A 23,934-nucleotide genomic window follows, 5' to 3' on the forward strand; every position below is an offset into this window, starting at 1 on the left:
GCCCGGGCCGCTGTCACGCCTCGCGCGCAGCGTCCCGCCCCGAGGAGGGCGGCAGCTGGGGCACCGGCAGCAGGACGGGCCCGGCAGTGGGCTCCTTGCGGCACACGTCCCCGCACTGGCTGTCCAGCGAGCAGCACAGCGAGCAGATCGGACCGTCGTGGGCCGGGCAGTCCGCGATGTCGGGCAGCGCGTGGTGGGTGCGGCACACCACGCACTCGTGGGGTGACGGTGACGTCGGGCACGTCCACCCCGGGCCCGTTGACGGTGTTCGTCCGAGCCAGGTAGAAGCGGCCCTTGGTCAGCCAGGCGCTCAGCGGGCACAGCACAAGCGCCAGCCCGCACGCCAGGAACGTCGAGAACGCCTGCGCGTAGGGCCGGAACGCCCCGAGGAACGCGGTGATCGAGACCGCCGAGGCGACCAGCATGGCACCGAAACCGGCCGGATTGAGCGCGTGGAGATAGGCGCGCTTGAACTCGATGAAGGGCGGGCTCCAGCCCATCCGCTTGTTGATCACCAGGTCGGCCGCGACCGCCGTTGGCGCTGAGGGACGGATCAGGGCTGCCCGGCTTCCCTCCCGCAAGTCGCTGGAGGACTTCGACTTCGACCATCAAAGGTCCGTGAAGCGAGAGACGATCTCCCACCTCGGGACGCTCGATTTCGTGGTCGGAAAGGAGAACGTGATCTTCCTCGGGCCGCCCGGAACCGGCAAGACCCACCTGGCGCCCGGGCTGGGGATCAGGGCCTGCCAGGCCGGTCATCGCTTTGCGTTCGCCACCGCCGCCCAGTGGGTCGCCCGCCTCACCGACGCTCATGCCAACGGCCGCCTGGCCGACGAACTCACCCGGCTCAGCCGGATCCCGCTGATCGTCGTGGACGAGATCGGATACATCCCCTTCGAGCCTGAGGCCGCGAACCTGTTCTTCCAGTTCATCTCGGCCGCTACGAACACGCGTCCGTGATCGTCACGAGCAACAAGCCTTTCGGACGCTGGGGTGAGGTCTTCGGCGACGACACCGTCGCCGCCGCGATGATCGACCGACTCGTCCACCACGCCGAAGTGATCTCCCTCAAGGGCGACTCCTACCGCATGCGCGGCCGCGACCTCGGACGGGTTCCCGCAGCCAACACCAGGGAATGAACAACATCAACTGACGGACCGGGGGTCATCTTTCACCCGTCGGAACTGGTCCACAATTCAGGCGTCGCCGACAGGGGAAGAGGCGCCTTGCGGGACGCACCCGCGGGGAAAGCATGCCGCAAGGCGCCGCGCCCGAAGCGCAGAGACCACCCCAGCCCCGTGGCCGGCGCTTGATGCTGACAAAGATCCCTAAGGCGGTCACGCCCCACCGCTCAGGACGAGTGGCTCCCGACACCGAGCCGCCCCGGACAGGACTGCACAAACTCGTGACGTCGCGTGCTGATCAGGCCGCAGTCGTATCTCCGAATACCCGACGAGGGGGCAAGGACGTGCTCAGGCAGTGAGCAGCTCGGCGATCTCATCGGCGAGCTTGGGGCCGAGCGAGCCCCAGCCGTCCTTGTAGCCGTAGACGCTCGCCAGGGTGCGGGCGTCGTAGTCGCCGTTGAGGATGTCGATGTCGGTGGGGGTGATGAGCGAGGGGTGGGCGACGCCGACGGCGCCCGAGACCCTCAGCAACTCCCTGCGCAGGGTGCGCAGGTACATCGCGGCCCGGATGGCCTTCGAGGGTGCGTCGATGCCGCGCGTCAGCCACGGGTCCTGCGTGGCGATGCCGGTGGGGCATGCGTCGGTGTGGCACTTCTGCGCCTGGATACAGCCGATGGACAGCATCGCCTCACGGCCCACGTTGACCATGTCGACGCCGAGGGCGAACGCGACGACGGCGTTCTCGGGCAGGCCGAGCTTGCCGGAGCCGATGAAGGTGATGTCGTCGGTCAGCCCGCGCTCGGCGAACACGCTGTAGACGCGGGAGAAGCCCATGCGGAACGGCAGGGACACCGAGTCGGCGAAGATCAGGGGAGCAGCCCCGGTGCCGCCCTCGCCTCCGTCGATGGTCACGAAGTCGACCCCTCGATCGCCTCGCTCAATCAGGGTGGCGAGTTCCTCCCAGAAGCCCATTTCCCCGACGGCGCTCTTGATCCCGACGGGCAATCCGGTCTCCGTGGCGAGCAGTTCCACGAAGTCGAGCATCGAGTCCACGTCGTGGAACGCGGTGTGCCGCGACGGCGACGCGCAGTCCTTGCCCGCGGGGATGTCGCGGATCCCGGCGATCTCGTCGGTCACCTTCGCACCCGGCAGCATGCCGCCGAGCCCCGGCTTCGCACCCTGCGAGAGCTTGATCTCGATCGCCTTGACGGGCCCGCTCGCGACCACGGACTTGAGCTTGTCGAGGTTGAACGTCCCGTCCTCGTTGCGGCAGCCGAAGTACGACGTACCGATCTGGAGGACGAGTTCCCCACCGTTGAGGTGGTAAGGCGACAGGCCGCCCTCGCCGGTGTTGTGCATCGTCCCGGCCAGCGCCGCGCCCTTGTTGAGCGCCGTGACGGCCGCGCCGGACAGCGAGCCGAAGCTCATCGCCGAGATGTTGACCACACTCGCCGGACGGAACGCCTTCGCGCGGCCTCGTGGTCCGCCGAGCACCTTGGCCGAGGGCAACGGCGCCTGCGCGTCGCGCAGATCGGGCAGCCGACCGGCGAACGTGCGCTGCTTCACGTACGCGTGACCCTGCACGTGCTCGACGTCGTTGTCGGTGCCGAACCCGAAGTAGTTGTTCTCCTCCTTCGCCGACGCGTAGATCCAGCTGCGCTGGTCACGGCTGAAGGGCCGTTCCTCGTCGTTGGACGTCACGACGTACTGCCGCAGCTCGGGGCCGATCTTCTCCAGCAAGTACCTGGCGTGCCCCACCACGGGGAAGTTCCTCAGCAGTGCGTGCTTCTTCTGCACGAGGTCGCGGGCGGCCACCAGCGCCAACGCCGTGGCGGCTGACGCACCTATGTTCCGAGCACGCATGAAAGACGTTCCTCTCCTCGACTGGCCGACCTCACCACGACCGGCTACCCCACGCCACCGAAATGCCACGGGAGGGCGGCGAAGGCTCTCGTCCCACCGCGGCAAGCTAGGGGCACCAGGGCGGCTCGCAGTGATTCGGCAGCCGCCCACTCGGCCGTCGGTCGTTGGCCTTGTGCGGCATGACCATCTCGCGGAAGCCACACCGCTGCGCGCCGACGTTCGGCAGGCATCCGCCGATCTAGGCCGACACGCGCCCCTGGCGCAGCGATGCCTGCAGCCCCCTTGACGCTGATCCAGACTCGGGCGAAACGTGGCCATCCGTGTCACATTCCGCCCCGAAAGAGGACTTGCATGTCGTTCACCTGGCGATACCTGGTGCCCCGACGGCGACTTCTGCCGCATCGGCAACCTCGATGGTAGTTTCGACGAAAGCGCTCCTCCAGTTGTTCGAGGACTGGGAGACCGAGACCATGCACACACACGGCTGGACCCGAGCACCTCAACTCGCGCCTCCCGAGAGCCCGGCTCCCCCATCCGGCCTCACCACGCGCGGACGGGGCTGAACCGGCGCAGCCGCACCGACCGAAGCCACAAGCCGCCGTTTCCCCCGAACGGGCGAGGGCTTCGGTCGACGGTGTGGCTCAGGCGTGCCCGGCCGCCGGCTCCCACAGCGGGCGGGCAAGCCCGGTCCCGTCGCAGTGAAAGCACCAGCCGACCTCGCGGTTGCGGGCGCTGACGGTGTTGGCGGCGTCCTGGAAGAGCCGGGTGAGGCCGGTGGTGTGCGCCGCGTGAATCGGGAGTTCCTGCCGTCTGCTGAGCGTGAGTTCCAGGGCGACGCCGGGGCCGGTGAAGTGGGCGTGGGGGAGGTTGCCGGTCATCGCGCGGAGCGTCTCGTTCACTTGGTGCATCGTCTCCGCGCCGGTCATCTGCACCCGGGCCGCGAGGAGGGTGTCGGCGGCCTCGGTGAAGGACAGCAGCCCGGCCGGACGGGCGAGCGGCCCGACGCGGCCCACCGGGTCAGGATGGGTGTGCTGAAGTTCGGCCAGGGCGTGCCACAGGTCGCCCGGCAGGTCCTGGGGCGCGGTCTCTTCTCCGCTGCGTCTCATGAGACCTGTGTACGGCCTCCCCTGGGCTGTGGCCGCCGCGTGGCCCGTTTGTCCCGCGGCGTGGCACGGGGACTTCGGTACCCGTTCCGCCCACCGGGCCGAACGCCGGACAGGCCCTCCGCAACGGGGACGTGTCCGGCGTCGCGCGCGGTGTCAGCGGCCGGCGGGCTCGGGGTAGCGCCGGCGGCGCCGGTCCGGGTCGTCCACGCCGATCTCGTACCAGGGCTCGCCGCGCTTCAGCCGGGGCAGAGTGTTCACCCACACGTCGACGGTGATGCCCTTCACGTCGGCGGTGAGCGCCTGGCGGCGGTTGTCGAGCAGGTGCTCCTCTTTCCCCGCCAGGACGACATACAGCAGCGGGAAGCTCTCGGATCGGGTGTAGCGGTGGCGCTGCCAGAACGGGTACGTCGTACCGATCGTGCCGCGGGCGCCTTCCCAGACGCGGTGCCCGAAGTAGCGCTCGTAGTCCCAGACTTCCTTGGCGAGGCGGGCCTGGGACATGGTGCCGTTGTCGAGCTCGAAGAGGCGCACCTCGCTGGTCTCGGTCGGCACGGCGAGGACGGCGTCGGTGTTGAAGCTGAGGCCGGTCTGCTTGATGGCGTGGTTCACCTCCACCTGCCAGGCGGTCAGGCACTCGCGGTCTTTGGACAGGACCGTGTCGGTGTAGGCGAGGATCATCTCCGTCACCGCGAGACTATGCGGGCCGAACCCAGCCCGGACGGCCTTCGCTCCGGTGCCGGCCTTCGGACGCGGCGGCAGCTCATTGCCATCAGCCAGAGCCTTCTGTCCCGCCACCGTCAGGTTCCAGATCTGGTGCTTGCCGTCCTTGCCGTTCGTCTCCGCCAGTCCGACCTCCTCCAGTTCCACCATCGCCCTGCGCACATACGACCGTCCGTCCGACTTCTCCTTCGTGATCACTGAAGCCATCTGCCGAACCGTCGCTATCCGCACACACCCCAGCAACCGCAGCGCATCGGCTCGTACCTTCCCGGCTGTGGGAGTGGACCTCTTCGCCTTCGCCGGTGTCGCAGGTGAAGTTAGAGGGGTGTCGGCCTGTCGGGAGGCTGACTTATGGGCGGGCTGAGCTGCGGTGATGGGCACGACGTTGGAATCGTTCGCGGCACTGGACGCGCCACTGGATTCCGGGCCGCCCACAGGCCGCTCAGCACCCCTTGTCCAGGTCGGGCGCGGCTCCGGATCGAACTGCCGGGCGCTGCTGGTGTACGTCATGGCGAGGCTCCTCACGCAGGTGGCGCGGGGGTCGGGATGGAAATCCCCCGTCACTTGCTAGAGGTGTGGCGAAATCCAACGGTGTGACATCCGCCTGAGCACCGTTACCGAGCCGTGATCATCCGGCGTGTGCCGCTGTCCTCTGACACTCAACATGGACTGATTGCCAGCAAAGTTGGACAACTCCTACGGCTGCCTGCGGTGGCTCTGGTCGAGGGGTTCGCGGGCGACCCTGGGGGTGAGTACGGTCGGGCCGCCCGCGCACGGGTGGGTTAGTCGGGCAGGCGCTCGAGGAGCCAGGATCCCAGTTCTTCGGTGACCTTGGTGTGGCGTTCGTTCTGTGACGCGCAGCGGTAGTCGTCGACCGGGAATTCTTCCGGGTCAAGGGAGTTGATGTTGGTGTACAGGTCTTCGTGGGTGTCGAGGCCGCGGACGCCGAGGGCGCTCATGGCGGGGACGAAGCAGTGGTCCTTGATCGGGTTGTCGACGCCGAGACCGATGATCTTGTTGAGCGTGTCGGCGAGGATCTGGAAGCTCTCCAGGGTGCCGCCAGGGGCGCCGTCGATGTCGGGGAGGCGTTCGGCGGTGGTGTCGTTCTTCTTCAGCGTGATGACGCGGAGCGCCGCTGAGAGCGTGTCACTGCCGGTCGGGGTTGTGCGCAGGTCAGTGCCGGTGATGCCGAGGCCCTTGCCCTTGACCGCGGTCGTGCCGGGCTTGATGCCGTTGCCGCTGCCGTTGCCGGTGCCGTTGGCGACGGCGAGGGTTCGCGGGATCCGCGGCCAGCTGCCGACGTTTTCCAGTTCGTCGAGGAACTGGGTGCGCAGTGGGCTGACGCCGGGCTTGTCCGACCAGGTCTCGATGTGCTGCCACAGCAGCTGCTGCGCGGCGGGGCTGTTCATCTGGTCGGAGAAGCGGGGGTCCAGCTTGCGGATGTAGTGCGCGAAGGCCTGGAGGGAGAGGGGGATGTGGGCGCCGTTGTGAGGGCTGTCGTAGGAGAAGTACACGCCGACCTGGTGGTTGATCCGCTGCATCTCCATCTTGGCGAGTGCGTAGCGTGTCACCAGGCCACCCATGCTGAAACCGCCCACCATCAGGGGGGTGCTGCCCATCTGTTCGGCGGCGGCCCGCATGATCGCCGCCGTGGCAGCCTGGGCGTTGTCGAGGATGGACGCGCTGCGCTCGTCGTAGCCGATCAGGACGACGTCGCGTCCGCGTTGGCGCAGTTCGCCGATCAGCGGGTATGCGGATTTCTCCAGGCCGGCCCAGAGCTCGTCCAGCGAGCTGGGGCCGCTATTGAAGCCGTCGGCCATAAGGACCGGCCGGGTGAGGCCCTTGTTGCCCTCGCCGTAGTACACCCAGGCCGTACCGCCCGGGAGCGGCCACTTGTCGTCGGGCTTGGGCGCGGGTGCGGCCTGCTCCTTGGGCGGAGTGGCGGCCAGCACGATCGGCGCGGCGGCCTGGAACGCGTCGGTGACTTCGCGCTCGGTGGGTTCGGACATGCGTACTCCCCTGACCTGGAATGGAGCTTAGACGGGCCGGCCTGCGGCACCGCGTCCATCCTGACCAATTGATCACCAGCATTCCGACCCCGGACCGAGAACGTCACCCGTACGAGGTGACGCATGGCTCAGCTCAGCCTCACGTCCAACTTCACTGGCAAACGATCCAGGTTCAGTGTCAGAGAACAGCCGCGCAGAGCTCGGAGACGATCGCGAACGACGTCGTCACCATCGGCACCGCCATGGCCGGCGGCATCACCGCGTGCACGGTGTGGCCGTGCACCAGACGGTTGCGGATCTGCCGACCGTCATCGAGGTACTCCGCCTGCCGGGCCGTCAGGATGCCCGCGTCGGCGCCCTGCTTGATGAGCCTCTGCAGCGGCTTCTTGCCCGCGTCCGGGATGCGGTCGCGCAGCACGATCTCCACCGCGATCAGGGAGTGCATGACCGCCACGGTGGAGACCTCGTAGCAGTAGTACGACTGGCACAGCAGCTCGCGGGCGGTGCGCAGCACGGTCGCTGCGGCCTCGGGAACGCCGTCGGGCACGACCAGGTCCTCAACGAGGTCGTGCATGTCGGCGTACTGGCCGACGAAGTACTGGGCGCGTTCGTCGGGCACCGGGAACGGGAGGCGCTGCGTGGTCATCTCCGGAGTCTCCCAGCGCCGTACAGGGTCCGGCAGCAGCTTTTCCCCGGCCGTCGCTCAGCGTGCGGAGGACGGAGATCTCTCCCCCGCCGAAGTGGTCGGAATGCCGCACCTGGCAGGCCACGTCAAGGAGAAAGGCGCCGCCGTCCGAACCAGGACAAGTGTGACCGGGATCCATAGTTTGCGGACCTTGGTTGGGTCGGAGCAGGCCGCAGGGGTGGCGGGGATCGTAGATTGCGGATCTTGGGGGTATTACCTTGCGGACCTGCATCCCGGCTAGTCACGGTGTGTGAGTGCTGGAACCGTTCATCTGTCCTGTGCCATCGAACCTGGCTGGCCGCGGCCCGGCGGATCGCTTCGCGCAGGACTTCGGGGCGCATCACCACGCCCTTGCCGTCGATCTGGATGACCAGGGGCATCTCGCGGGTGCACGGAGTGGGAATCCTCGCCCTGTAGGAGGCGGCGATATCGACGGGCGTCGGCGTCCATCAGCTCTTCAAGGCGGCGCTTGCCCACCACCTTCCCGCATCGTCGCTCGATCGCGGCGGCGGCCTGGTCAAACGAGCCTCTCGCCGCTTCCAGGACCGCAAGGCGGGCAAGCCTGCGGGAGTGCCGGCCGACGGGCAGCGACAGGTCCGCATCCGCCGGGTGCACGTGGGACACGCCCCGGCCGCAACAGGCGATCCGGTTCACCCGCACCGGCTCGGACACGCAGGTTAAGCAGCGGGAGTGCGTCTTCTCCCGCCAGGCTCGAACCTGTCCTTCCGGCGCGTGCACCACCGGCTGTCCTGCACCTTGCGCACCGCGTCCTAACGCTCCGGCCTGGGAGATCGGCAACCGCCGATCTCCCAGGCCGGAGCCGTTGGTTCGCCCCCGGTGAGGGGTGAGGCCAGACAGTACGTCCCGCCTCTTACACAGGGGAACCGCTGACGGGACGTACTGGTTCCGGGGTCTGTTCGCCGATGGACCGCGAGGCGGCTCCGCGCTGCTTGCCGAGCCGGGAGGACCAGGCTCGATCGCCGAGCAGCGCCATGGCGGCTGGCAGGAGAACTCCTCGGACGACGGTGGCGTCGATGAGAATGGCGACCGCCATGCCGACGCCCATCATCTTGTACTCGATGGCGGTGAGGCTGACGAACACGGTGAAGACAGCCGTCATGATCACGGCGGCACTGGTGACCACGCCCGCGCTGCTGCTGATGCCGCCGACGATGGAGTCGTTGGAGCTGGCCCCATCGGCCCACCGCTCCTTGATCCGGCTGAGGATGAAGATGTGGTAGTCCATGCTCAGCCCGAAGAGGATGACGAACATGAACAGCGGCAGCCAGGCGACCACGCCACCGTAAGCCGTGAAGCCCAGCAGCGAGCCGAGGTGCCCGCTCTGGAAGACCCAGGTGAGCACGCCGTAGGCGGCGCCGATCGAGAGCAGGTTGAGCAGGATCGACACCAGCGGGATGCTCCAGGAGCGGAAAGCGACGCCCAGCAGGACGAAGGCCAGTGCGAGGATGAAGACGAAGACCGCGACGGACCGGCTGTTGAGCTGGTTGGCGAAGTCGTACGGCATCGCCGTCTTGCCGCCGACCGCGTACTCGATGCCCTCCACGGTGCCGAGGGTCGCGGGCAGCACGGTGCCCCTCAGCTTTTCCAGGGACTCGTTCGACGCGTCGTCGGTGCCCTTCCCGATGAGCGGGACGCGCACGACCACCACGTCACCGACCTCGACCGAGGTGATCGGCTCGGCGATCCCGCTGCCGGGGGTGGCCGCCTGCTCGTGCAGGGCATCGATCGCCGTCCGCAGAGGGGGGGTGTCGGCACTCGAACCGTCGTCGGTGGCGATCGCGACACGGGCGGGGCTCGAGGCACCCGGGAAGGCGTCATTCATCCGGACCGCGGCGTCCACCGGGGCGACACTACGCGGCAGGCTGTCGGTCGTAGCCGGGTCCTGAAGCTTCATGCCGAGCATGGGCAGGGCCATGACCAACAGGACGAGAGCGGCGATTCCACCGGTCAGAGCGGGGCGGCGCACCACGGTACGGGCCACCGCGGACCAGGTCCGCGACTCGCGTGCGACGGTCCTGCGCTTGCCGAACCAGGAGATGCGCGCCTTGTCGACGCGGTGCCCCAGGGCGGCGAGCACCGCCGGCAGCACGGTGATGGAGCCGAGCACCGTGAGACCCACGACGATCACGGTGCCGGCCGTCAGCCCCTTGAAGACGTCGAGACCGGAGAAGAGGAGACCGCACACACAGACCATCACGGTGAGGCCGGAAACCACCACGGCGTGACCGGACGTACGGGCCGTCATCGCGAGGGCGTCCTGGGTGCCGCGTCCCGCGATCCGTTCCTCCCGCTCCCTTCGCAGATAGAACAGCGCGTAGTCGATGCCGACGGCCATGCCGATGAGCAGGACGATGGAGGAGGCGGCACTGTTGACCGGCACGAACTGTCCGACGGTCTGCAGCAGGCCGAAGGTGCCGATGACCGCGGTCGCGGCGAGCAGCAGGGGGATACCGGCGGCGATCAGCGAGCCGAAGACGACGAGCAGGATCACCAGGGTCAGGGGCAGCGAGGTGAACTCGGCCTTCGCGAAGTCGTCCTTGATCGCGTCGTCGACGACCGCGTTCAGGCTGCGGTCACCGGCCTGCACGATCCGTAGGTCCGCGTTGCTGTCCTGCACCTCCTTCAGGGCGGCGACAGCCTCGTTGTAGTTCTCCTTCTGCTTCTCGATCGGTCCGCCGAGTTCGAAGGTCACCAGACCGGACCGGCCGTCCTCGGACACCCATCGCTCGCCGTCGGTTCCCGCGGGCGATCCGATGTCGCGAACCGCATCGCCGGTGCCGCGCAGTTTTTCGACCAACTCCTCGGCCGCACCCTGCAGCTCGGGGCTCTCGGTGAACTTGGGTCCCTCGTCCTCGCGTGACTGGAACAGCACGCTCTCGCGGACAGAGTCACCGTTGTCCTCAGTGCGCACGATCTGCTGCGCCTTGCCCGCGTCACCGGGGTCGAGGGAGCGGGCTTCGGGTCCGCTGATCAGCGCGCTGGACATGATCGCGACGACCCCCAGTACCAACCAGCCCGTGATGGCAAGGGCCTTGTGCCGGACCGACCATCCGGCGACGGACTCCACGACCCCACGGGGAGGTCCAACCGGCAGGGGGACCCGTTTCACGCGCTCCTCCCCTTCGCCTTCCGGGGTCCTGCGATGTAACTTGCCTTTGCGCAGCATCGGCTGCTCTCCTTAAGCGTGGAGGAGCGTATCCAGAAAAACCTCGCCCAACGGCGAGGGACATGCCTTCCGAACACTGGGTCGCCGAGTTGCAGCTCGGCGACCCAGCTCTGCGGTTGTGCGCTATTCGACTTCCTTGAGAATGCGCTCCAACGACTCCATCCGGATTGCGATGTCGGCCAGTTGGCGTTCGGTCTGTTGCTGAGCCTCAAGGGACTGCTCGGCGAGCTTGCGGTACTCCTCCTCGCGAGCCAGCACCGCCTTGGCGCGCCAGTTGGCGCCGAACTGCCAGATGATCACAGTGATCACCACGGTGACCAAGGTGAAGGCACCGATGACGCCGAACACTTCCTGCCAGTCGGTCTCGTTCATCAGACAGTCCCCTTCTCGTCTCGTCCACGTGCGGTGTCGGTACCGGTCATCTCCGGCACCACGGCCGCGATCGATTCCGGCGTCAGGTGGACCGCGAACGGCGTCACCTCGTAGAACTTCATCGCTTTCCCATCGGGTGAGATCTCCATCTGCGCAGACACGAGTCCCGCGGCCTCCAGCTTCTTCAGGTGAACCTGGAGGAGCGCGCGGCTGATCCCCATCTCCCGAGCCAACTGGCTCACGTACTTACGTCCGCCGGCCAGCACCGCCACCACCCGCAGACGGTGCGGGTTGGCCAGCGTCGCCAGCGTCAACACCAGTTCGTCTCCGCTTGGCAGAGGCATTTTCATAGCAGCACCGAGCACATGCAAAGATAAGTTAGCAGGTGCTGACTATTGTTGTCGCCTGCCGGACAGGAGGGCTGTCTGCCTGTTCACGATGGGCCGTACGAGCACGTCGTCCCAGTCGGCATGTGCCGCTCAGGAGACGCGTTGTAGCATCTCGTAGAGGATCTGATGGTGCTCGGGGCCTCTGAACGATGCCGGGGTGGTTGTCTCGCTGTTGTATGAGGTGACGAGCAAGTTCCTGTCAGGGGTGCACGGCCTCGCTGGTCCACACTCCTGAGCAGGTCGTCGCAGACGCCTTCGCCCGGGCCGCCTCGGCCGATGCCTAGACCGCGGACATACTCACCGCCGCTATCCTCGCTCGACACACCGAACGCGTGGCCACCGAGATGGCCACGGCAGCCGAACGGCTGCCTGCCGCCGACCGCATCCCGTCACCGCTGCCCCCCGGTCGCCTCGACCGACTCCACCACGACGCCCCTCGCCGCCGGCTGGCCAATCGCCATCGGAGCGTTTGAAGGCGCCTGCCGCCACCTGATCGCCGACCGTCTCGACATCACGGCGCCCGCCGTAGCCGTTCTCCAACTCGGCACCGTCATTGATCCGCCAGCGGGACCGGATCGCCTTCAGATGGCGCCGTAGTAGATCGGCGAGGTGGTTGACGGTGCGCATGGACAGCGGCAGACGGCACTGGTAGGTAAGTGGGCAGGCGTCCTCAACGCGCTCTTCGGTATTTGTCACACAACGCCAACGGCCTCCGGGGGCGCGCCGGTTACGCCCGCTTCGAGCCGCTTCGAGTGGCGGTACTGCAGGTCACAGGCGGGTGGTGAACCGGCCGTCAGGCAGTTTCCGCAACCAGCCGCGATCGACGAGTCTGACAAGCTTGCTGCGTAGCGGTTCGAGTTTGGCCTTCACGCTGGTGTCCACCCCCACCACCTGACCTCGCGGGCCATGACCGGCCCGGCGGCCTGCCGCACGGCGGCGATGATGCGCTGGTAGTCCCACGGGAGCGCGTCCTCCTCCACGCCGGGCTCGCGGTGCGGGATCAGCATCACCGTCCGTCCGCCCACCTGTCCCGGCATTGGCCGGGCTGAGGAACGTTCCTCGGCGAGCTGCCCGGTCATCCGTTCAAGGACGCGCTCGGCGACGGCGAGTTCGTCCCGCTCGGCCCGCACTTCCGCCAGCTGGTTGGCCAGCTGTTCTTCGAGTTCGTCCAGCTCCGCGCGCCACGCGGTGATCCGTTCCAGCAACTCGGGATCCAGCATGCACCGGATCGTAGAGGGGCGCCCGACCCCAGCAGTTAGGAATCGGTTGTCCGGGGAGTGCCAGGTGGCTGGATCAGCGGGACGGGAGTGAAGCCAGAGAGAGGTCCCACTGGTCAGCCGCGTGAACCAGCGCTGCGGCGTCCAACCTGACCTCCACGACGTACTGGTAGATGTCAGCCCTGTCCTCACCCTGTTGCCACGGAGGTGCCGCCTCCAGGGACAGATGAACGCGAATCACCGCGGTCTCACCTGCGATTCGATTGGCGAGGCTGAAAGCCACGACCGGCTCGATGAACCACGTGTCCGGCGACAGCTCACCTTCGGTATCAGGTTCGGTGACGTCCACCGTCCCTGCGGCCACCGCGCGCAGCCACGCGGACACCTGGCGGGCCTCAGCGGTGAGCAGACATGGGTCGGCGAAGGACCAGCTTCCCTCAGGAGTCATCACCGTGCCGTCAATGACCAGCCAGTTGTCGTCGTACGAGTCGCCCCGGACGGTGGCGAACTGATAACGCACTGGGCGGAGGTCGACACTGCTGGAGAGATCGTTCAAGAGCACTGGGCCAGGATGGCATGCGCTGGCCAGCAGGACGGGCTGCGCTTCCCAGCCTAGCCTCGGGCTTGCACGAGGTGGGTTGTCCGACGCTTGATCAGATAAGCGGAGAATGCTCCTGACCTGCAACGATGGGACTTGTCTAGGGTCCAGTCAGCCGCAGGAAAGAAGCACTCTCCAGGTGAGTAAGCGTATCGGGTCTCGTACCCGCGCGTCCGCGTCGAGGGCAGTGGCAGCGGGACGGTCTCGCAGGCCGGTGCGGTGCTGTTGGTCGAGACGGTCCGAAAGTTGGGTCTGGACACCGCGATATCGACGGCGTTGGCGCCGTGGCGCAAGCCGCGGGCAGTGCATGAGCCGGGCAAGATCCTGCTGGATGTCGCACTCGGAGTCGCTCTGGGCGGGGACTGCCTCGCCGATGTCGCCCTGCTGCGGGCCGAGCCGGCCGTGTTCGGGCCGGTGGCCTCCGACCCGACGGTTTCACGGCTCATTGACGCCCTTGCCGCTGCCGGACCAAAGGCGCTCACCGCGATTCGGTCGGCTCGGGCGAAAGTACGCTCGCGGGTCTGGGAACTGGCCGGGGCGAACGGCCCCGCCGCCGACGGCTCGGTGATCGTGGACATCGACGGCGTGCTCGTCCAGCGCAACTCGCCCTGGCCCAACTCCCCAAACACCTGCGACGGGGCCGTCAGACACTGATCCGCACCGACTCCGCCGGCGGCACCCACGCCTTCCTCGACTGGCTCTCCAAACCGGGCCGGTGGCTGTCGTACTCCGTCGGAATGACCATCACCGACGCCCATCCACCAGGCCGTGCTGAAAATCCCGAACAAGGCATGGACACCGGCCTATGACTCCGGTGGCACCGAGCGGCCCGGCGCCTGGGTCGCGGAGATCACCGACATGCCCGACCTGACCACCTGGCCGAAAGAGATGCGGCTGATCGATCGCAAAGAACGCCCGCACCCCGGGGCCCAGTTGCGCTTTGCGCTTCACCGACCTCGTCGGACTACGGCTCACCTGCTTCGCGACCAACACCAAGGGCGGCCAACTCGCCGACCTCGAACTACGTCACCGCCGCCGGGCCCGCTGCGAGGACCGCATCCGAAACGCCCGAGACACCGGCCTGCGCAACCTCCCCTTGCACGACACCGCTCAGAACCAGATCTGGCTGGAGATCATCTCCCTCGCACTCGACCTACTCGCCTGGATGCCGATGCTCGCCCTGACCGCAGAGACCCGCCGCTGGGAGCCCAAACGGCTTCGACTACGGCTGTTCTCTGCCGCCGCCCAGCTGGTCACCACGGGCCGCCGCCGCTAGCTCCGCTTCACCGCCCGATGGCCCTGGACGGATGTGATCACCCGCGCGAACCAACGGCTCGCAGCCCTACAGAACCCCGGCTGACCAGCGACTCCGACCGCCCCGACGAACCAGCGACATCCTGGAACCGTGGAACCCGGCGCCCACCCGACGCGACAGCCGGGCCGTCAACCTGCCCCGGCCCACGAAGTTCCGCACCTCGCAAGCACAGAGTCCCCGTCAGCGCACCGACGAGGACTCATGAACGATCGAGGCTAGTGTGATGCGCCAGAAATCCTGAGGGTTAGTTCTGCTCTGTTTTCTGGTCGGTGGTTCCGACTTTGGTGAGGTAGTCGGCGAGGGAATTGAGGATCTCGTCGGCGGTCTTGGTCCAGGTGAAGGGCCGCGGGTTCTCGTTCCAGGTGTCGATCCACGCAGTGATGTCGTCCTCCAGTGCCTTCACGGAGGTGTGGACGCCGCGGCGGATGAGCTTGTCGGTGAGCAGGCCGAACCACCGCTCCACCTGGTTCATCCAAGAGGAGCCGGTGGGGGTGAAATGGACGTGGAAGCGGGGGTGTTTGCCGAGCCACGTCCTGATGTCGGCGGTGTTGTGGGTGGCGTAGTTGTCGCAGACGAGGTGCACGTCGAGTCCGGCGGGCACCGCCTTGTCGATCCGGATCAGGAACTTCTTGAACTCGATCGCCCGGTGGCGGCGGTGCAGTGCTGATATGACGGTGCCGTCGGCGATGTTGAAGGCGGCGAACAGGCTGGTGATGCCGTGCCGCACATAGTCGTGGGTACGCCGTTCGGGCATACCCGGCATCATCGGCAGCACCGGCTGGGACCGGTCCAGCGCCTGGATCTGGCTCTTCTCGTCCACGCAGAGCACGACCGCCTTCTCGGGCGGGTGGTGGTACAGGCCGACAACGTCGACGACCTTGGCGACGAACTGCGGATCGGTGGACAGCTTGAAGGAGTCCTGCAGGTGGGGCTTGAGGTCGAACCGTTTCCAGATTCGCCCGATCGTCGACTTCGACAGGCCGGAGTGCTGGGCCATCGAGGCCCGCGACCAGTGCGTGTCCTGGCCCGGGACCGACTCCAGGGTGGCCACGACGAAACCTCCTCGACCTGGTCGAGGAGGATCGAGGGCGGCCGGCCCGAGCGCGGCTCGTCATGCAGACCATCGAGGCGCTTCGCGATGAACCGGGCCCGCCAGCGGTCCACGGTCGACCTGTCGATGCCAAGGTCGGCCGCAGCCTGCTGATTCGTCCCGCCCTCCGCGCAGCGCAGCACGATCCTGGCACGCAACGCGAGGAACTGAGCGGTCTTGGCCCGCCGCGCCCACTGCTGCAGCTGCCTGCGCTCAGTCCCGTCGAGGATCAGGTCGGCCTTCGGCCGGCCAATCCACCCGGCGTCCTCAAACCCGGCCATCCGCTCCGCCGCGAAAGCCCGACGCCACTTGCCGACCGTCTGGCCTGAACACCCACGAGCCGTGCGACACCAGCGTTTGACATGCCCTCAGCGCACGCCAGGATGATGCGGGCCTTCTCAGCCGAGCGCCGGTGCGGCACCTCTGTCCGGCGCAACAACTCGGCACGCTCGGCCTCGGACAACGTGATCGCCACAGCACAAGGCCCCGAATGCGACATGACAACAGGGTACTTACTAACCCTCAGGATTTCTGGCGCATCACACTAGTGCCGCGTCAGGCAACGTTCGCCCTGTCGACGACGGCTTGTAGGTGCTGGTCGTCGGCGTGGCGGTTTCGCCAGATGATGTAGCGGCGGATCATGCTGCCCTGTTCCTTGTGGTTGGCGTGGTCGGTGCCGTCGAGGGCGAAGTAGCGCAGGGCGGTGAACTGGGCCTCGATGCGGTTGAGCCAGGAGCTGTTGGTCGGTGTGTAGGCGATCTCGACGTTGTTCGCGGCAGCCCAGATGCCGACCGTTGGCACCTCTTCGTGGTCAGGTGCGGGGAGAAGTTGTCGGCCACGATCGCGATCCTGACGTCGGCCGGGTAGAGGCTGCGCAGGTAGCGGCAGAACTCCAGGAACTGGGTGCGCCGCTTGACCGGTTTGATGTGGCCGTAGAGCTTGTCCTTGGAAAGATCCAGAGCGGCGAACAGGTGCCGTACCCCGCCGTAACGGTTGTAGGTCCCTCGCCGCCGCCGGCGCGGTTCGCGATCGGGATCCTTGTGCTTGCCGCCGCGCTGGGCTCACTGCCGGCCCGGGTGGGGCATCAGGTTGAGCGGACCGAACTCGTCCATGCAGAAGATGACTTCGGGTTCGTCTCCCTGAGGTATGACCTCGCCGTCGGCGATCGCGTACAGGTGCTCGACCCGCGCTTTCTTGGCCGCGTAGTCCGGATCGCGGGAGGTCTTCCAGGTCTTCAGGCGTTGAAAGGAGCGCCCTCCTCGCGGAGCAGGATGCGCAGGCCCTCGTGGCTGATGTCGTCGACCACCCCCTCGGCGACCAGGAAGCCCGCCAGCTGGCCAGGCTCCAGGTCGAGAACGGCAGGTCGTGCTCGGTCGGCTTGGACTTCGCGATCTTCTTGATCTCACGGCGCTCCGGCAGTGTGAACGTCTTCGGCCGGCCACCGGAGTACTTCGGATACAGAGAGTTGAAGCCGTTGGCGTTGAAATTGTGGATCACGTCCCGGACCCGGTCCGCGCTGGTGAAGGTGACTTCGGCGATCTTCGCTACCGGCATGCCTTGGGCGGACAGCAGGACCATCTGGGCCCGCCGCCAGGTCACCACCGAACCGGTGCCGCGGCGGATGATCCGCAGCAGTTTGCGGCCCTCGTCGTCATCGATCTGCCGCACCCGCACCTGTCCCGCCACGACCTCGAACATAGCGGGCGTGGGCCCGTAGGCTGCGGACGGTGACCTACGACATCATGTTCCTGCGGGTTTTCCCGGGCCGTACCTTCGACGAGACCCTGGAAGAGATCAACTCCGCCTACGACCCGGATGCTGACCTCAAGCCCATGAGCCTGACCCGTGACCAGCGTGCCGCCTGGGACAGGCTGATACAGCGGATGTCGCGGGAGGTGGGTCCGGTCACCACCGAGGAGTACCCCTACAGCCTGACCCTGTGGCGTGACGGGCCGGCCGGTCATCTGCAGCTGGACTACGCGGGAGACTCGGCCAACATCGAGATCCCCTATCGCTACCCGGGGCAGCAAGCACTACCGATCATGGCGGAGGCGTATCAAATCGCGCGGATGATCGAGGAGGAGAGCGGCCTCGAAGGCTACGACTACGAGGCCGATCAGCCCGTCCGGACCGGCGACAGCGACGTAGCAGCAGTCAAGCTCGGCGGCATTGCCCGCTGGGCGCAGGAGCACCTCACCTGACCGGCGGGAGGCCCTACCCATGACGTCATGGAGGGGCGAACGTTGCCTGATACGGCACTAGACAGCTCCACCACACCGGAGGTCTTCGCCTTTGATCAAGACCCCCGTGTCAACAAAGCTCGTGATCAATACACGTAGGGCGTGTTCAGCCCGGCCCACTGGCCTCGGGCCTGCGTTTTCGCAAGGCCTTGGGGACAAGCGGGGGCATCGGGATACCAGGGCGAAGGGGCCACCTGGCGGGTTACTGCTGCCACGCCCTTGTGGCCAGTCTGGTCCGGCGGGATGGCGTGCGGTATACGTCAGGTGACTGCTTCCATGGCCGGGCGTGCCCCTATTTCTGGTGGGCCGCCGTCGCGAGGGTGCCCTCAATGAGGTCGCGCAGCTGGGAACGGGCGGTGATGCCCAGTTTGGGGAAGCTACGGTAGAGGTGCGAGCTGACCGTGCGCGGGGAGAGGAAGAGCTTCTCGCCGATCTCACGGTTGGTCAGCCCGCGGGCGGCAAGCCGGATGATCTGCTGCTGTTGCGGGGAGAGTTCGGCGAGCGCGTCGGGGGCCGCATCCGTGGCGTCGAGTCCGGCGGCGCGCGATTCGGCCCGGGCTCGCTCGATCCACGGGTGCGCGCCCAGGCGACGGAAGATGTCCAGGGCCTCGGTGAGCGGCCCCCGCGCCTCTGCGATGCGCCGACGGCGCCGCAGCCACTCGGCGAGGTCGAGCAGGGTCTGTGCGCGTTCGAAGGGCCAGTACTCCAGAACCGGATCCGCCAGAGCCGCCCGGAAGTGCGGTTCGGCGTCCGCGGGGTCCGCCAGCAGGCCACGGGCTCGGCTGATCAGCGCACGCAGACGAGGTGAAGCGTTGTCCGCCAGCGCAGATGCCGAGCGCTCGACGATCGCGACAGCCTCCTCATGGCGGCCGCAGCGCACAGCGGCGGCGGCCAGATCCGCGAGGGCCGGGTAGGCGGCGTGGTAGTGCACGGGCGCGCCGTCGGCCGTGAAGACCATGCGGAGTTGGTCGTACGCGGTCTCGTAGGCGCCTTCCGCGGCTGCCGCGGCACCGAGCGCACGACGGGCATAGACGGAGACTGAGCGGCTTTCCAGCGGATCGATGAGAGCGAGCGCGTCCTCGGCCCGGGTTCGGGCCGAGGACGCATCGCCCTGGAAGGCCAGCACGGTGGCGTCCACGGTAGCCGCACAGGCCACGGCGTGGTCGAGGCCGGCCGCCCGGCCGACCGCGGTGGTGCGGGTGCAGGCCTCACGGGCATGTTCCCACCTTCCTCGCTCCACGTAGGCCCAGGCGACTGCGCCGCCCAGACCCTCGGGCAGCGCTCCCTGCAGCTCCCAGCGGTCGAAGGCCTCGTCGAAGGCGCGGACGGCCTGTGGGGTCTCGTCCAGGAGCCACGCCATGATCCCGACGGTGGTGAGCCGCTCCGGCCGGGCTGCCGCTTCGGCGGCCAACTGCGGCAGCAGAGAGACGAGTTGGGCCCGGTCGTCGAAGGGGTCCGAGACGGCTCTCACCCAGGTGCGCAAGCCTGCGTGTGAGGCGTTCTCGGGAAGGCGCCGCAGGATGTCCTGGATGCGGTGGCGCTGGGTGTCCTCTCCGGAGTAGAAGCGGACCACGGCGACGCCGGCCACGAGGTCCAGCGCGGCGGCGGGCTGGGAGACCGTCAACTCCTCGGCAGCGTCGGCCAGTCGGGAGAAGACCATAGCGTGGCGTCCGGTCAAAACCGCCAGCCGTCCGGCTTGCACAGCGGCGGAGGCCAGCAGGGTTGCGTCATCCGTGCGCGCGTGTGCCGCGGCGACCAGTTCCTCGACCCAGGCGATGTCTCCAGTGAACACGGCCGCCGCGGCGGCTTCGACCAGCAGCTGGGCGCTGTCCTCGCGCCGCGGTGCGAGTTCCGCGGCGCGCTGCAGGGCCTGGGCCGCCGCTGCATGGCCGCCGCGTCGGCGGGCCCTGCCGGCGGTCCGCTCCAGTTCCGCCGACACGGCCGCGTCCGGGTGCGGGCTGGCGGCGGCCAGGTGCCAGGCACGCCGGTCCGGTTCGTCCCGCAGCAGTTCGGCGAGCGCGAGGTGTGCCTCGCGCTGGGCAGCCAAGGACGCGGCGTGATAGACGGCGGACCGGACCAGTGGGTGGCGGAACCGGACGTCCCGGCCGGTCCGCCGGACCAGCCCGGCCTGCCCGGCCAGCAGCCAGGCCGCGTCCTCGGCGCGCGGCAGTCCCGCCGAGGCGGCGATCGCGGAGTCGGCGCTGTCCATGGCGGCCAGGAGCAGCAGGGCCCGCGTGGTGGAGGCGGGGAGGCTGTTCAGGCGGGCGGCGAAGATCCGCTCCAGGTGATCGGTGAGCGGAAGCGGACCTGCGGACGGCAGCCCCGCAGCCGTGTCGTGTGCCGATGCCGTCCTCGTCAGTTCCACCAGCGCCAGCGGGTTGCCGCCTGCTTGGTCGAGGATCCGCGACCTGGTGTGGCCAGTGGGGCTCTTCGGCTGCAGGTCCAGCAGCTGATTGGCCGCAGCGTTGTCGAGCGGTCCCAGGGTGAGCATCGGCACATGACGGTCGAGTCCCGGAAGGTGATCGCCGTCACGGGCCCCGATCAGCATCGTGACCGGTTCGCCTTCCAACCGTCTGGCAGCGAAGGACAGCGCATCCAGGGAAGCACGATCGAACCACTGCACATCGTCCAGCACCACGAGCACGGGATGGTGGTCGCCCAGGCCTGACAACAGGCTCAGGACGGCTACCCCGACCAGCATGAGATCGGGTCCCGACGTGGCCGACCCCTCGCCGAAGGCGTCATGCATCGCAGCGCGCTGCCTCCCTGGCAGTCCGTCCACCTCGGCCGGCACCGGCCGCAGCAACTGATGCAGTGCGGAGAAGGCCAGGCTCGACTCCGACTCGCTCCCCTCGGCACGCAGTATGCGAGCACCGCCGGCTTCAGCCCGGCGCACCGCGTGCTCCAGCAGCCCGCTCTTCCCCGTGCCCACGTCACCGACCAGCATCAGCACCGGATCGGCCGACACCGAGTCCACCGCACGAAAGAGGCGTGCCAATTCCGCGTCCCGGCCGACGATCAGCTCCCCCGGATCCAGCTCCGGTCCCATGACCGCACCGCGGCCGCCAGCGTGCTCGTCCACGGAGTCTCCCGGAATTGCGGCTTTCGATCGGGGGCGCCTGGCCCCGGCCCATCCAGGCTACAAGCGGCCGGGCCCAGTGCCCGGGCCATGCGCGCAGGTGCAGTCACGTTACGGATACCGCGCGCGCCGAGGCCGCTCGTACGGTTCCCGGAAAACCTCCACATTCCCAAGGACGTCTCATGGAACAAATCACGCTGGGCGACGTCTCCATCACCCGGGTATGGGAGTACTTCGGCTCCGTCGAAATGACGCCCGACACCTTCTTCCCGGAAAGCCCGAAGCAAGTGTGGGACGACGGCGCGCCCTGGCTGACCCCGCATTTCCTGGATTCCGAGACCAATATCGTGAATTCCGCGATCCAGACCTGGCTGCTGCGCAGCGGAGGCAAGACCATCCTCGTCGACACCGGCGTGGGCAACCACAAGGACCGCCCGTACGCGCCGGTCTGGAACCGCCTCGAAACAGGCTTCCTGGCCAATCTCGCGCGCGTCGGCGTCGCGCCCGAGGACGTGGACATCGTGATCAACACACATCTCCACATCGATCACGTCGGCTGGAACACGTACCTGGACGGCCGGCAGTGGGTGCCCACCTTCTCCAACGCCACCTACCTGATGCCGAAGGTCGACTTCGACTTCTGGAATCCCGAGAACGGCCACAAGCCGCTGCTCGGCCGCGGCAACCAGAACGTCTTCGAGGACAGCGTGGCCCCGGTGCACCAGGCCGGCCAGACGCTGCTGTGGGAGAACAGCCACCAGATCGACGTCGGCCTCCGCCTGGACGCGGCTCCCGGACACACCCCCGGCTCCTCCGTACTGACTCTCACCTCGGGGACGGACCGCGCGGTGTTCGTCGGCGACATGCTGCACAGCCCCGTGCAGATCATCGAGCCTGACTCCAACAGCTGCTTCTGCGAGGACCCCGCGGGCGCCCGCGCCACCCGCCGCAAGGTGCTGGGCTGGGCGGCCGACAACAACGCACTCGTGATCCCCGCGCACCTGGGCGGCCACGGCGCCGCCGAAGTGGCACGAGAGGGAGACAAGTTCGCCATCAAGGGCTGGGCCCCCTTCGCCCCGTACACCGAGCAGGCCTGAGTCCTGCGGAAAGGCACGAGACATGAGCCACCACACCGAGCCCGTCGTGACCACGGCGCAGGGAGCCGTCCGCGGCCTGCGCCAGGGCGACACCGCCGCTTTCCTGAACATCCCCTACGCCGCCCCGCCCCGCGGCGCCGGCCGGTTCGAGCCGCCGCAGCCGCACGAGCCGTGGGACGGCGTACGGGACGCCACCGTGCCGGGGCCCAACGCGCCGCAGTCGGAACGCCGGCTCGGCAGCGTGGACATGTCCCCCTACTTCGGCACCGGCTGGAGTCGCGGCGAGGACTACCTCACCGCCAATGTCTGGACGCCCGCCGCCGCGAACGGCGACCTGCCCGTCATGGTGTTCGTCCACGGCGGCGGATTCGTCGCCGGATCCACGCGGTCCGCGCTGTACGACGGCTCCGCCTTCGCCCGCGACGGCGTCGTCCTCGTCACCCTCAACTACCGGCTCGGCATCGCCGGGTTCCTCGACATCCCCGGCGCGCCAGCCAACCGCGGCCTGCTAGACGTCGTCGCCGCGCTGCGCTGGGTGCGGGAGAACATCGCCGCCTTCGGCGGTGACCCGCACAACGTCACCCTCTTCGGCCAGTCGGCCGGGGCCACCATCGTCGGCGGCGTCCTCGCCGCCCCGGAAGCCGCTGGCCTCTTCCGCCGGGCGATCGTCCAGAGCGGCAGCGGCCTGGGGGCGTTCACCACCGAGCAGGCCGCCCGCGTCACCAGGGCTGCAGCCGAGGCCCTGGGCATCGAGCCCCAGGTCGACGCCTTCGCAAACATCTCCGACGACCGCTTGGTCGAGGCCGGCTCCCGGCTCGCGGGCATCAACCTGCAGACCGAGACGCACCACGACCCGCTGATCGGACTCAGCCCCTTCAGCCTGGTCCTCGACACACAGCCCGCCGAATCCGTCGCCGCCGGCCTCAGCAGCGCCATCCACCTGCTCATCGGGACCAACACCGAAGAGGGAAACCTCTATCTAGTCCCGGTGGGCAAGTACGCCACCTCGACCACCGGTGACGTCGACGATGCGGCGGCGCGCGCACACCCGAAACCGGCGCGACTCGTCGAGACGTACCGGAAGGCACGCCCCGAGGCGTCCTTCGGCGAGCTGCGCTCCGCCATCATGGGCGACGCGCTGTTCGGCGCGGGTAGCTGGGCCTTGACCGGCGCGCATGCCGCCCACCTCGAATCCGCCACCTACGCCTACGAGTTCGCCTGGCGCTCCCACGCCTTGGACGGAGAGCTCGGCGCCACCCACGCGGTCGAGCTGCCCTTCGTCTTCGATGTCGCCCACTTTCCGCAGCTGCACGGATCCGCCGCCCTGCTCGGCCCTGACAAGCCCCCCGCGGATCTCGCCGCCCGTATGCACGAGACATGGGTCCGGTTCGCCAGGACCGGAAACCCCGGCTGGGACCCGTACGACGACGAGCGCCGGGCCACGATGCGCATCGACGCCGAGTGGACCCAGGTCGACGATCCCCGTAGCCAGGAACGACCGGCCTGGCGCTGACCCTCCGGCCACCATTCCCAAGGACACACCATGACCAGGACCGTCATCACCACCGAGAATGCACCCGCCCTCGCAGCCCCGCTGTCCCAAGGCCCTCACGTCGCGTCCGTCGAGGGAAGCAGCGAATCGCCTGTATGAGCGACTCGGGTTCGAGGCCAGGTCAGGCCGGAGGAGCGAGCATCTGACACAAGCGTGCTCATGGATGCAGGGGGATCCGAAGGCGCGTGCGTCCACAACCCGCATCGCTGATCTCGGAATCCCGCAGATCAGAAAACCCTGACAGGACGCGGGGCGCGGCCCACCTACCAAGCACGCCGCGCCCCGCCTTTA

15 protein-coding genes and 5 pseudogenes are annotated in these 23,934 nt (G+C 68.0%); 5 read left to right on the forward strand and 15 right to left on the reverse strand.

Annotation, left to right across the window (positions count from 1 at the left end; all coding sequences use genetic code 11):
* Window positions 1–13: 13 nt before the first annotated feature.
* Entirely contained in the window at window positions 14–211 is a 198-nt protein-coding gene (locus BFF76_RS34810; protein ID WP_465270526.1) for a hypothetical protein, read from the reverse strand.
* Between the two features lie 266 nt (window positions 212–477).
* On the opposite strand from BFF76_RS34810, the pseudogene istB reads away from it, so the two are divergent.
* Window positions 478–1,139 (forward strand): annotated as a pseudogene (gene istB, locus BFF76_RS08770) (IS21-like element helper ATPase IstB).
* Between the two features lie 333 nt (window positions 1,140–1,472).
* Here istB and BFF76_RS08775 read toward each other — a convergent pair.
* From BFF76_RS08775 to BFF76_RS08820, 11 genes and pseudogenes are all read right to left on the reverse strand, one after another.
* Window positions 1,473–2,987 (reverse strand): FMN-binding glutamate synthase family protein, encoded by a 1,515-nt coding sequence (locus BFF76_RS08775; RefSeq protein WP_065847879.1) that lies wholly within the window; start codon window positions 2,985–2,987, stop codon window positions 1,473–1,475.
* Window positions 2,988–3,628: 641 nt separating this feature from the next.
* Window positions 3,629–4,093: a hypothetical protein gene (locus BFF76_RS32150; protein ID WP_065847880.1), complete on the reverse strand. Its 465-nt coding sequence runs from the start codon at window positions 4,091–4,093 to the stop codon at window positions 3,629–3,631.
* Window positions 4,094–4,246: 153 nt separating this feature from the next.
* Entirely contained in the window at window positions 4,247–5,323 is a 1,077-nt protein-coding gene (locus tag BFF76_RS08785) for a replication-relaxation family protein (RefSeq protein WP_079122346.1), read from the reverse strand.
* A 272-nt stretch (window positions 5,324–5,595) separates the two neighbouring features.
* Window positions 5,596–6,822 carry an esterase/lipase family protein gene (locus BFF76_RS08790; RefSeq protein WP_065847882.1) on the reverse strand — a complete coding sequence of 409 codons (1,227 nt, stop codon included), beginning with the start codon at window positions 6,820–6,822 and terminating at the stop codon, window positions 5,596–5,598.
* A 178-nt stretch (window positions 6,823–7,000) separates the two neighbouring features.
* Window positions 7,001–7,468, reverse strand: coding sequence for a hypothetical protein (locus BFF76_RS08795; protein WP_065847884.1), 468 nt, complete (start codon window positions 7,466–7,468; stop codon window positions 7,001–7,003).
* 335 nt (window positions 7,469–7,803) lie between these two features.
* A pseudogene (locus tag BFF76_RS31150) lies at window positions 7,804–8,248 on the reverse strand (ISKra4 family transposase); the annotation flags it as partial.
* A gap of 130 nt (window positions 8,249–8,378) precedes the next feature.
* On the reverse strand, window positions 8,379–10,595 hold the full coding sequence (locus BFF76_RS08800) for an MMPL family transporter (protein ID WP_065847886.1): 2,217 nt from the start codon (window positions 10,593–10,595) through the stop codon (window positions 8,379–8,381).
* Window positions 10,596–10,817: 222 nt separating this feature from the next.
* Entirely contained in the window at window positions 10,818–11,066 is a 249-nt protein-coding gene (locus BFF76_RS08805) for a hypothetical protein (protein WP_031101232.1), read from the reverse strand.
* Entirely contained in the window at window positions 11,066–11,416 is a 351-nt protein-coding gene (locus BFF76_RS08810; RefSeq protein WP_031101229.1) for an ArsR/SmtB family transcription factor, read from the reverse strand. The genes BFF76_RS08805 and BFF76_RS08810 overlap by 1 nt, the downstream gene beginning before the upstream one ends.
* Before the next feature lie 905 nt (window positions 11,417–12,321).
* Complete coding sequence (locus BFF76_RS32900; RefSeq protein WP_244167240.1) at window positions 12,322–12,675, reverse strand: hypothetical protein; 354 nt, start codon at window positions 12,673–12,675, stop codon at window positions 12,322–12,324.
* 73 nt (window positions 12,676–12,748) lie between these two features.
* The gene (locus BFF76_RS08820) at window positions 12,749–13,234 is read right to left on the reverse strand and encodes a WapI family immunity protein (RefSeq protein ID WP_031101222.1); all 486 of its coding nucleotides are present in this window, start codon (window positions 13,232–13,234) and stop codon (window positions 12,749–12,751) included.
* Window positions 13,235–13,409: 175 nt separating this feature from the next.
* Here BFF76_RS08820 and BFF76_RS08825 point away from each other — a divergent pair.
* Window positions 13,410–14,630, forward strand: a pseudogene (locus BFF76_RS08825) (transposase).
* Between the two features lie 199 nt (window positions 14,631–14,829).
* On the opposite strand, the pseudogene BFF76_RS08830 reads toward BFF76_RS08825, so the two are convergent.
* Window positions 14,830–15,956 (reverse strand): annotated as a pseudogene (locus BFF76_RS08830) (IS630 family transposase).
* Between the two features lie 274 nt (window positions 15,957–16,230).
* A pseudogene (locus BFF76_RS34550) lies at window positions 16,231–17,361 on the reverse strand (IS630 family transposase).
* 41 nt (window positions 17,362–17,402) lie between these two features.
* On the opposite strand from BFF76_RS34550, the gene BFF76_RS08845 reads away from it, so the two are divergent.
* The gene (locus BFF76_RS08845; RefSeq protein ID WP_031101264.1) at window positions 17,403–17,876 is read left to right on the forward strand and encodes a hypothetical protein; all 474 of its coding nucleotides are present in this window, start codon (window positions 17,403–17,405) and stop codon (window positions 17,874–17,876) included.
* Window positions 17,877–18,207: 331 nt separating this feature from the next.
* Here the strand turns inward: BFF76_RS08845 and BFF76_RS08850 are convergent, their stop codons facing one another.
* Window positions 18,208–20,997: a helix-turn-helix transcriptional regulator gene (locus BFF76_RS08850; RefSeq protein ID WP_065847888.1), complete on the reverse strand. Its 2,790-nt coding sequence runs from the start codon at window positions 20,995–20,997 to the stop codon at window positions 18,208–18,210.
* Between the two features lie 179 nt (window positions 20,998–21,176).
* On the opposite strand from BFF76_RS08850, the gene BFF76_RS08855 reads away from it, so the two are divergent.
* Entirely contained in the window at window positions 21,177–22,091 is a 915-nt protein-coding gene (locus BFF76_RS08855; RefSeq protein WP_065847890.1) for an MBL fold metallo-hydrolase, read from the forward strand.
* Window positions 22,092–22,113: 22 nt separating this feature from the next.
* Window positions 22,114–23,604 (forward strand): carboxylesterase/lipase family protein, encoded by a 1,491-nt coding sequence (locus BFF76_RS08860; RefSeq protein ID WP_065847892.1) that lies wholly within the window; start codon window positions 22,114–22,116, stop codon window positions 23,602–23,604.
* Window positions 23,605–23,934 lie beyond the last annotated feature (330 nt).

Source organism: Streptomyces mutomycini, from assembly GCF_001700505.1.
Classification (GTDB): domain Bacteria; phylum Actinomycetota; class Actinomycetes; order Streptomycetales; family Streptomycetaceae; genus Streptomyces; species Streptomyces mutomycini.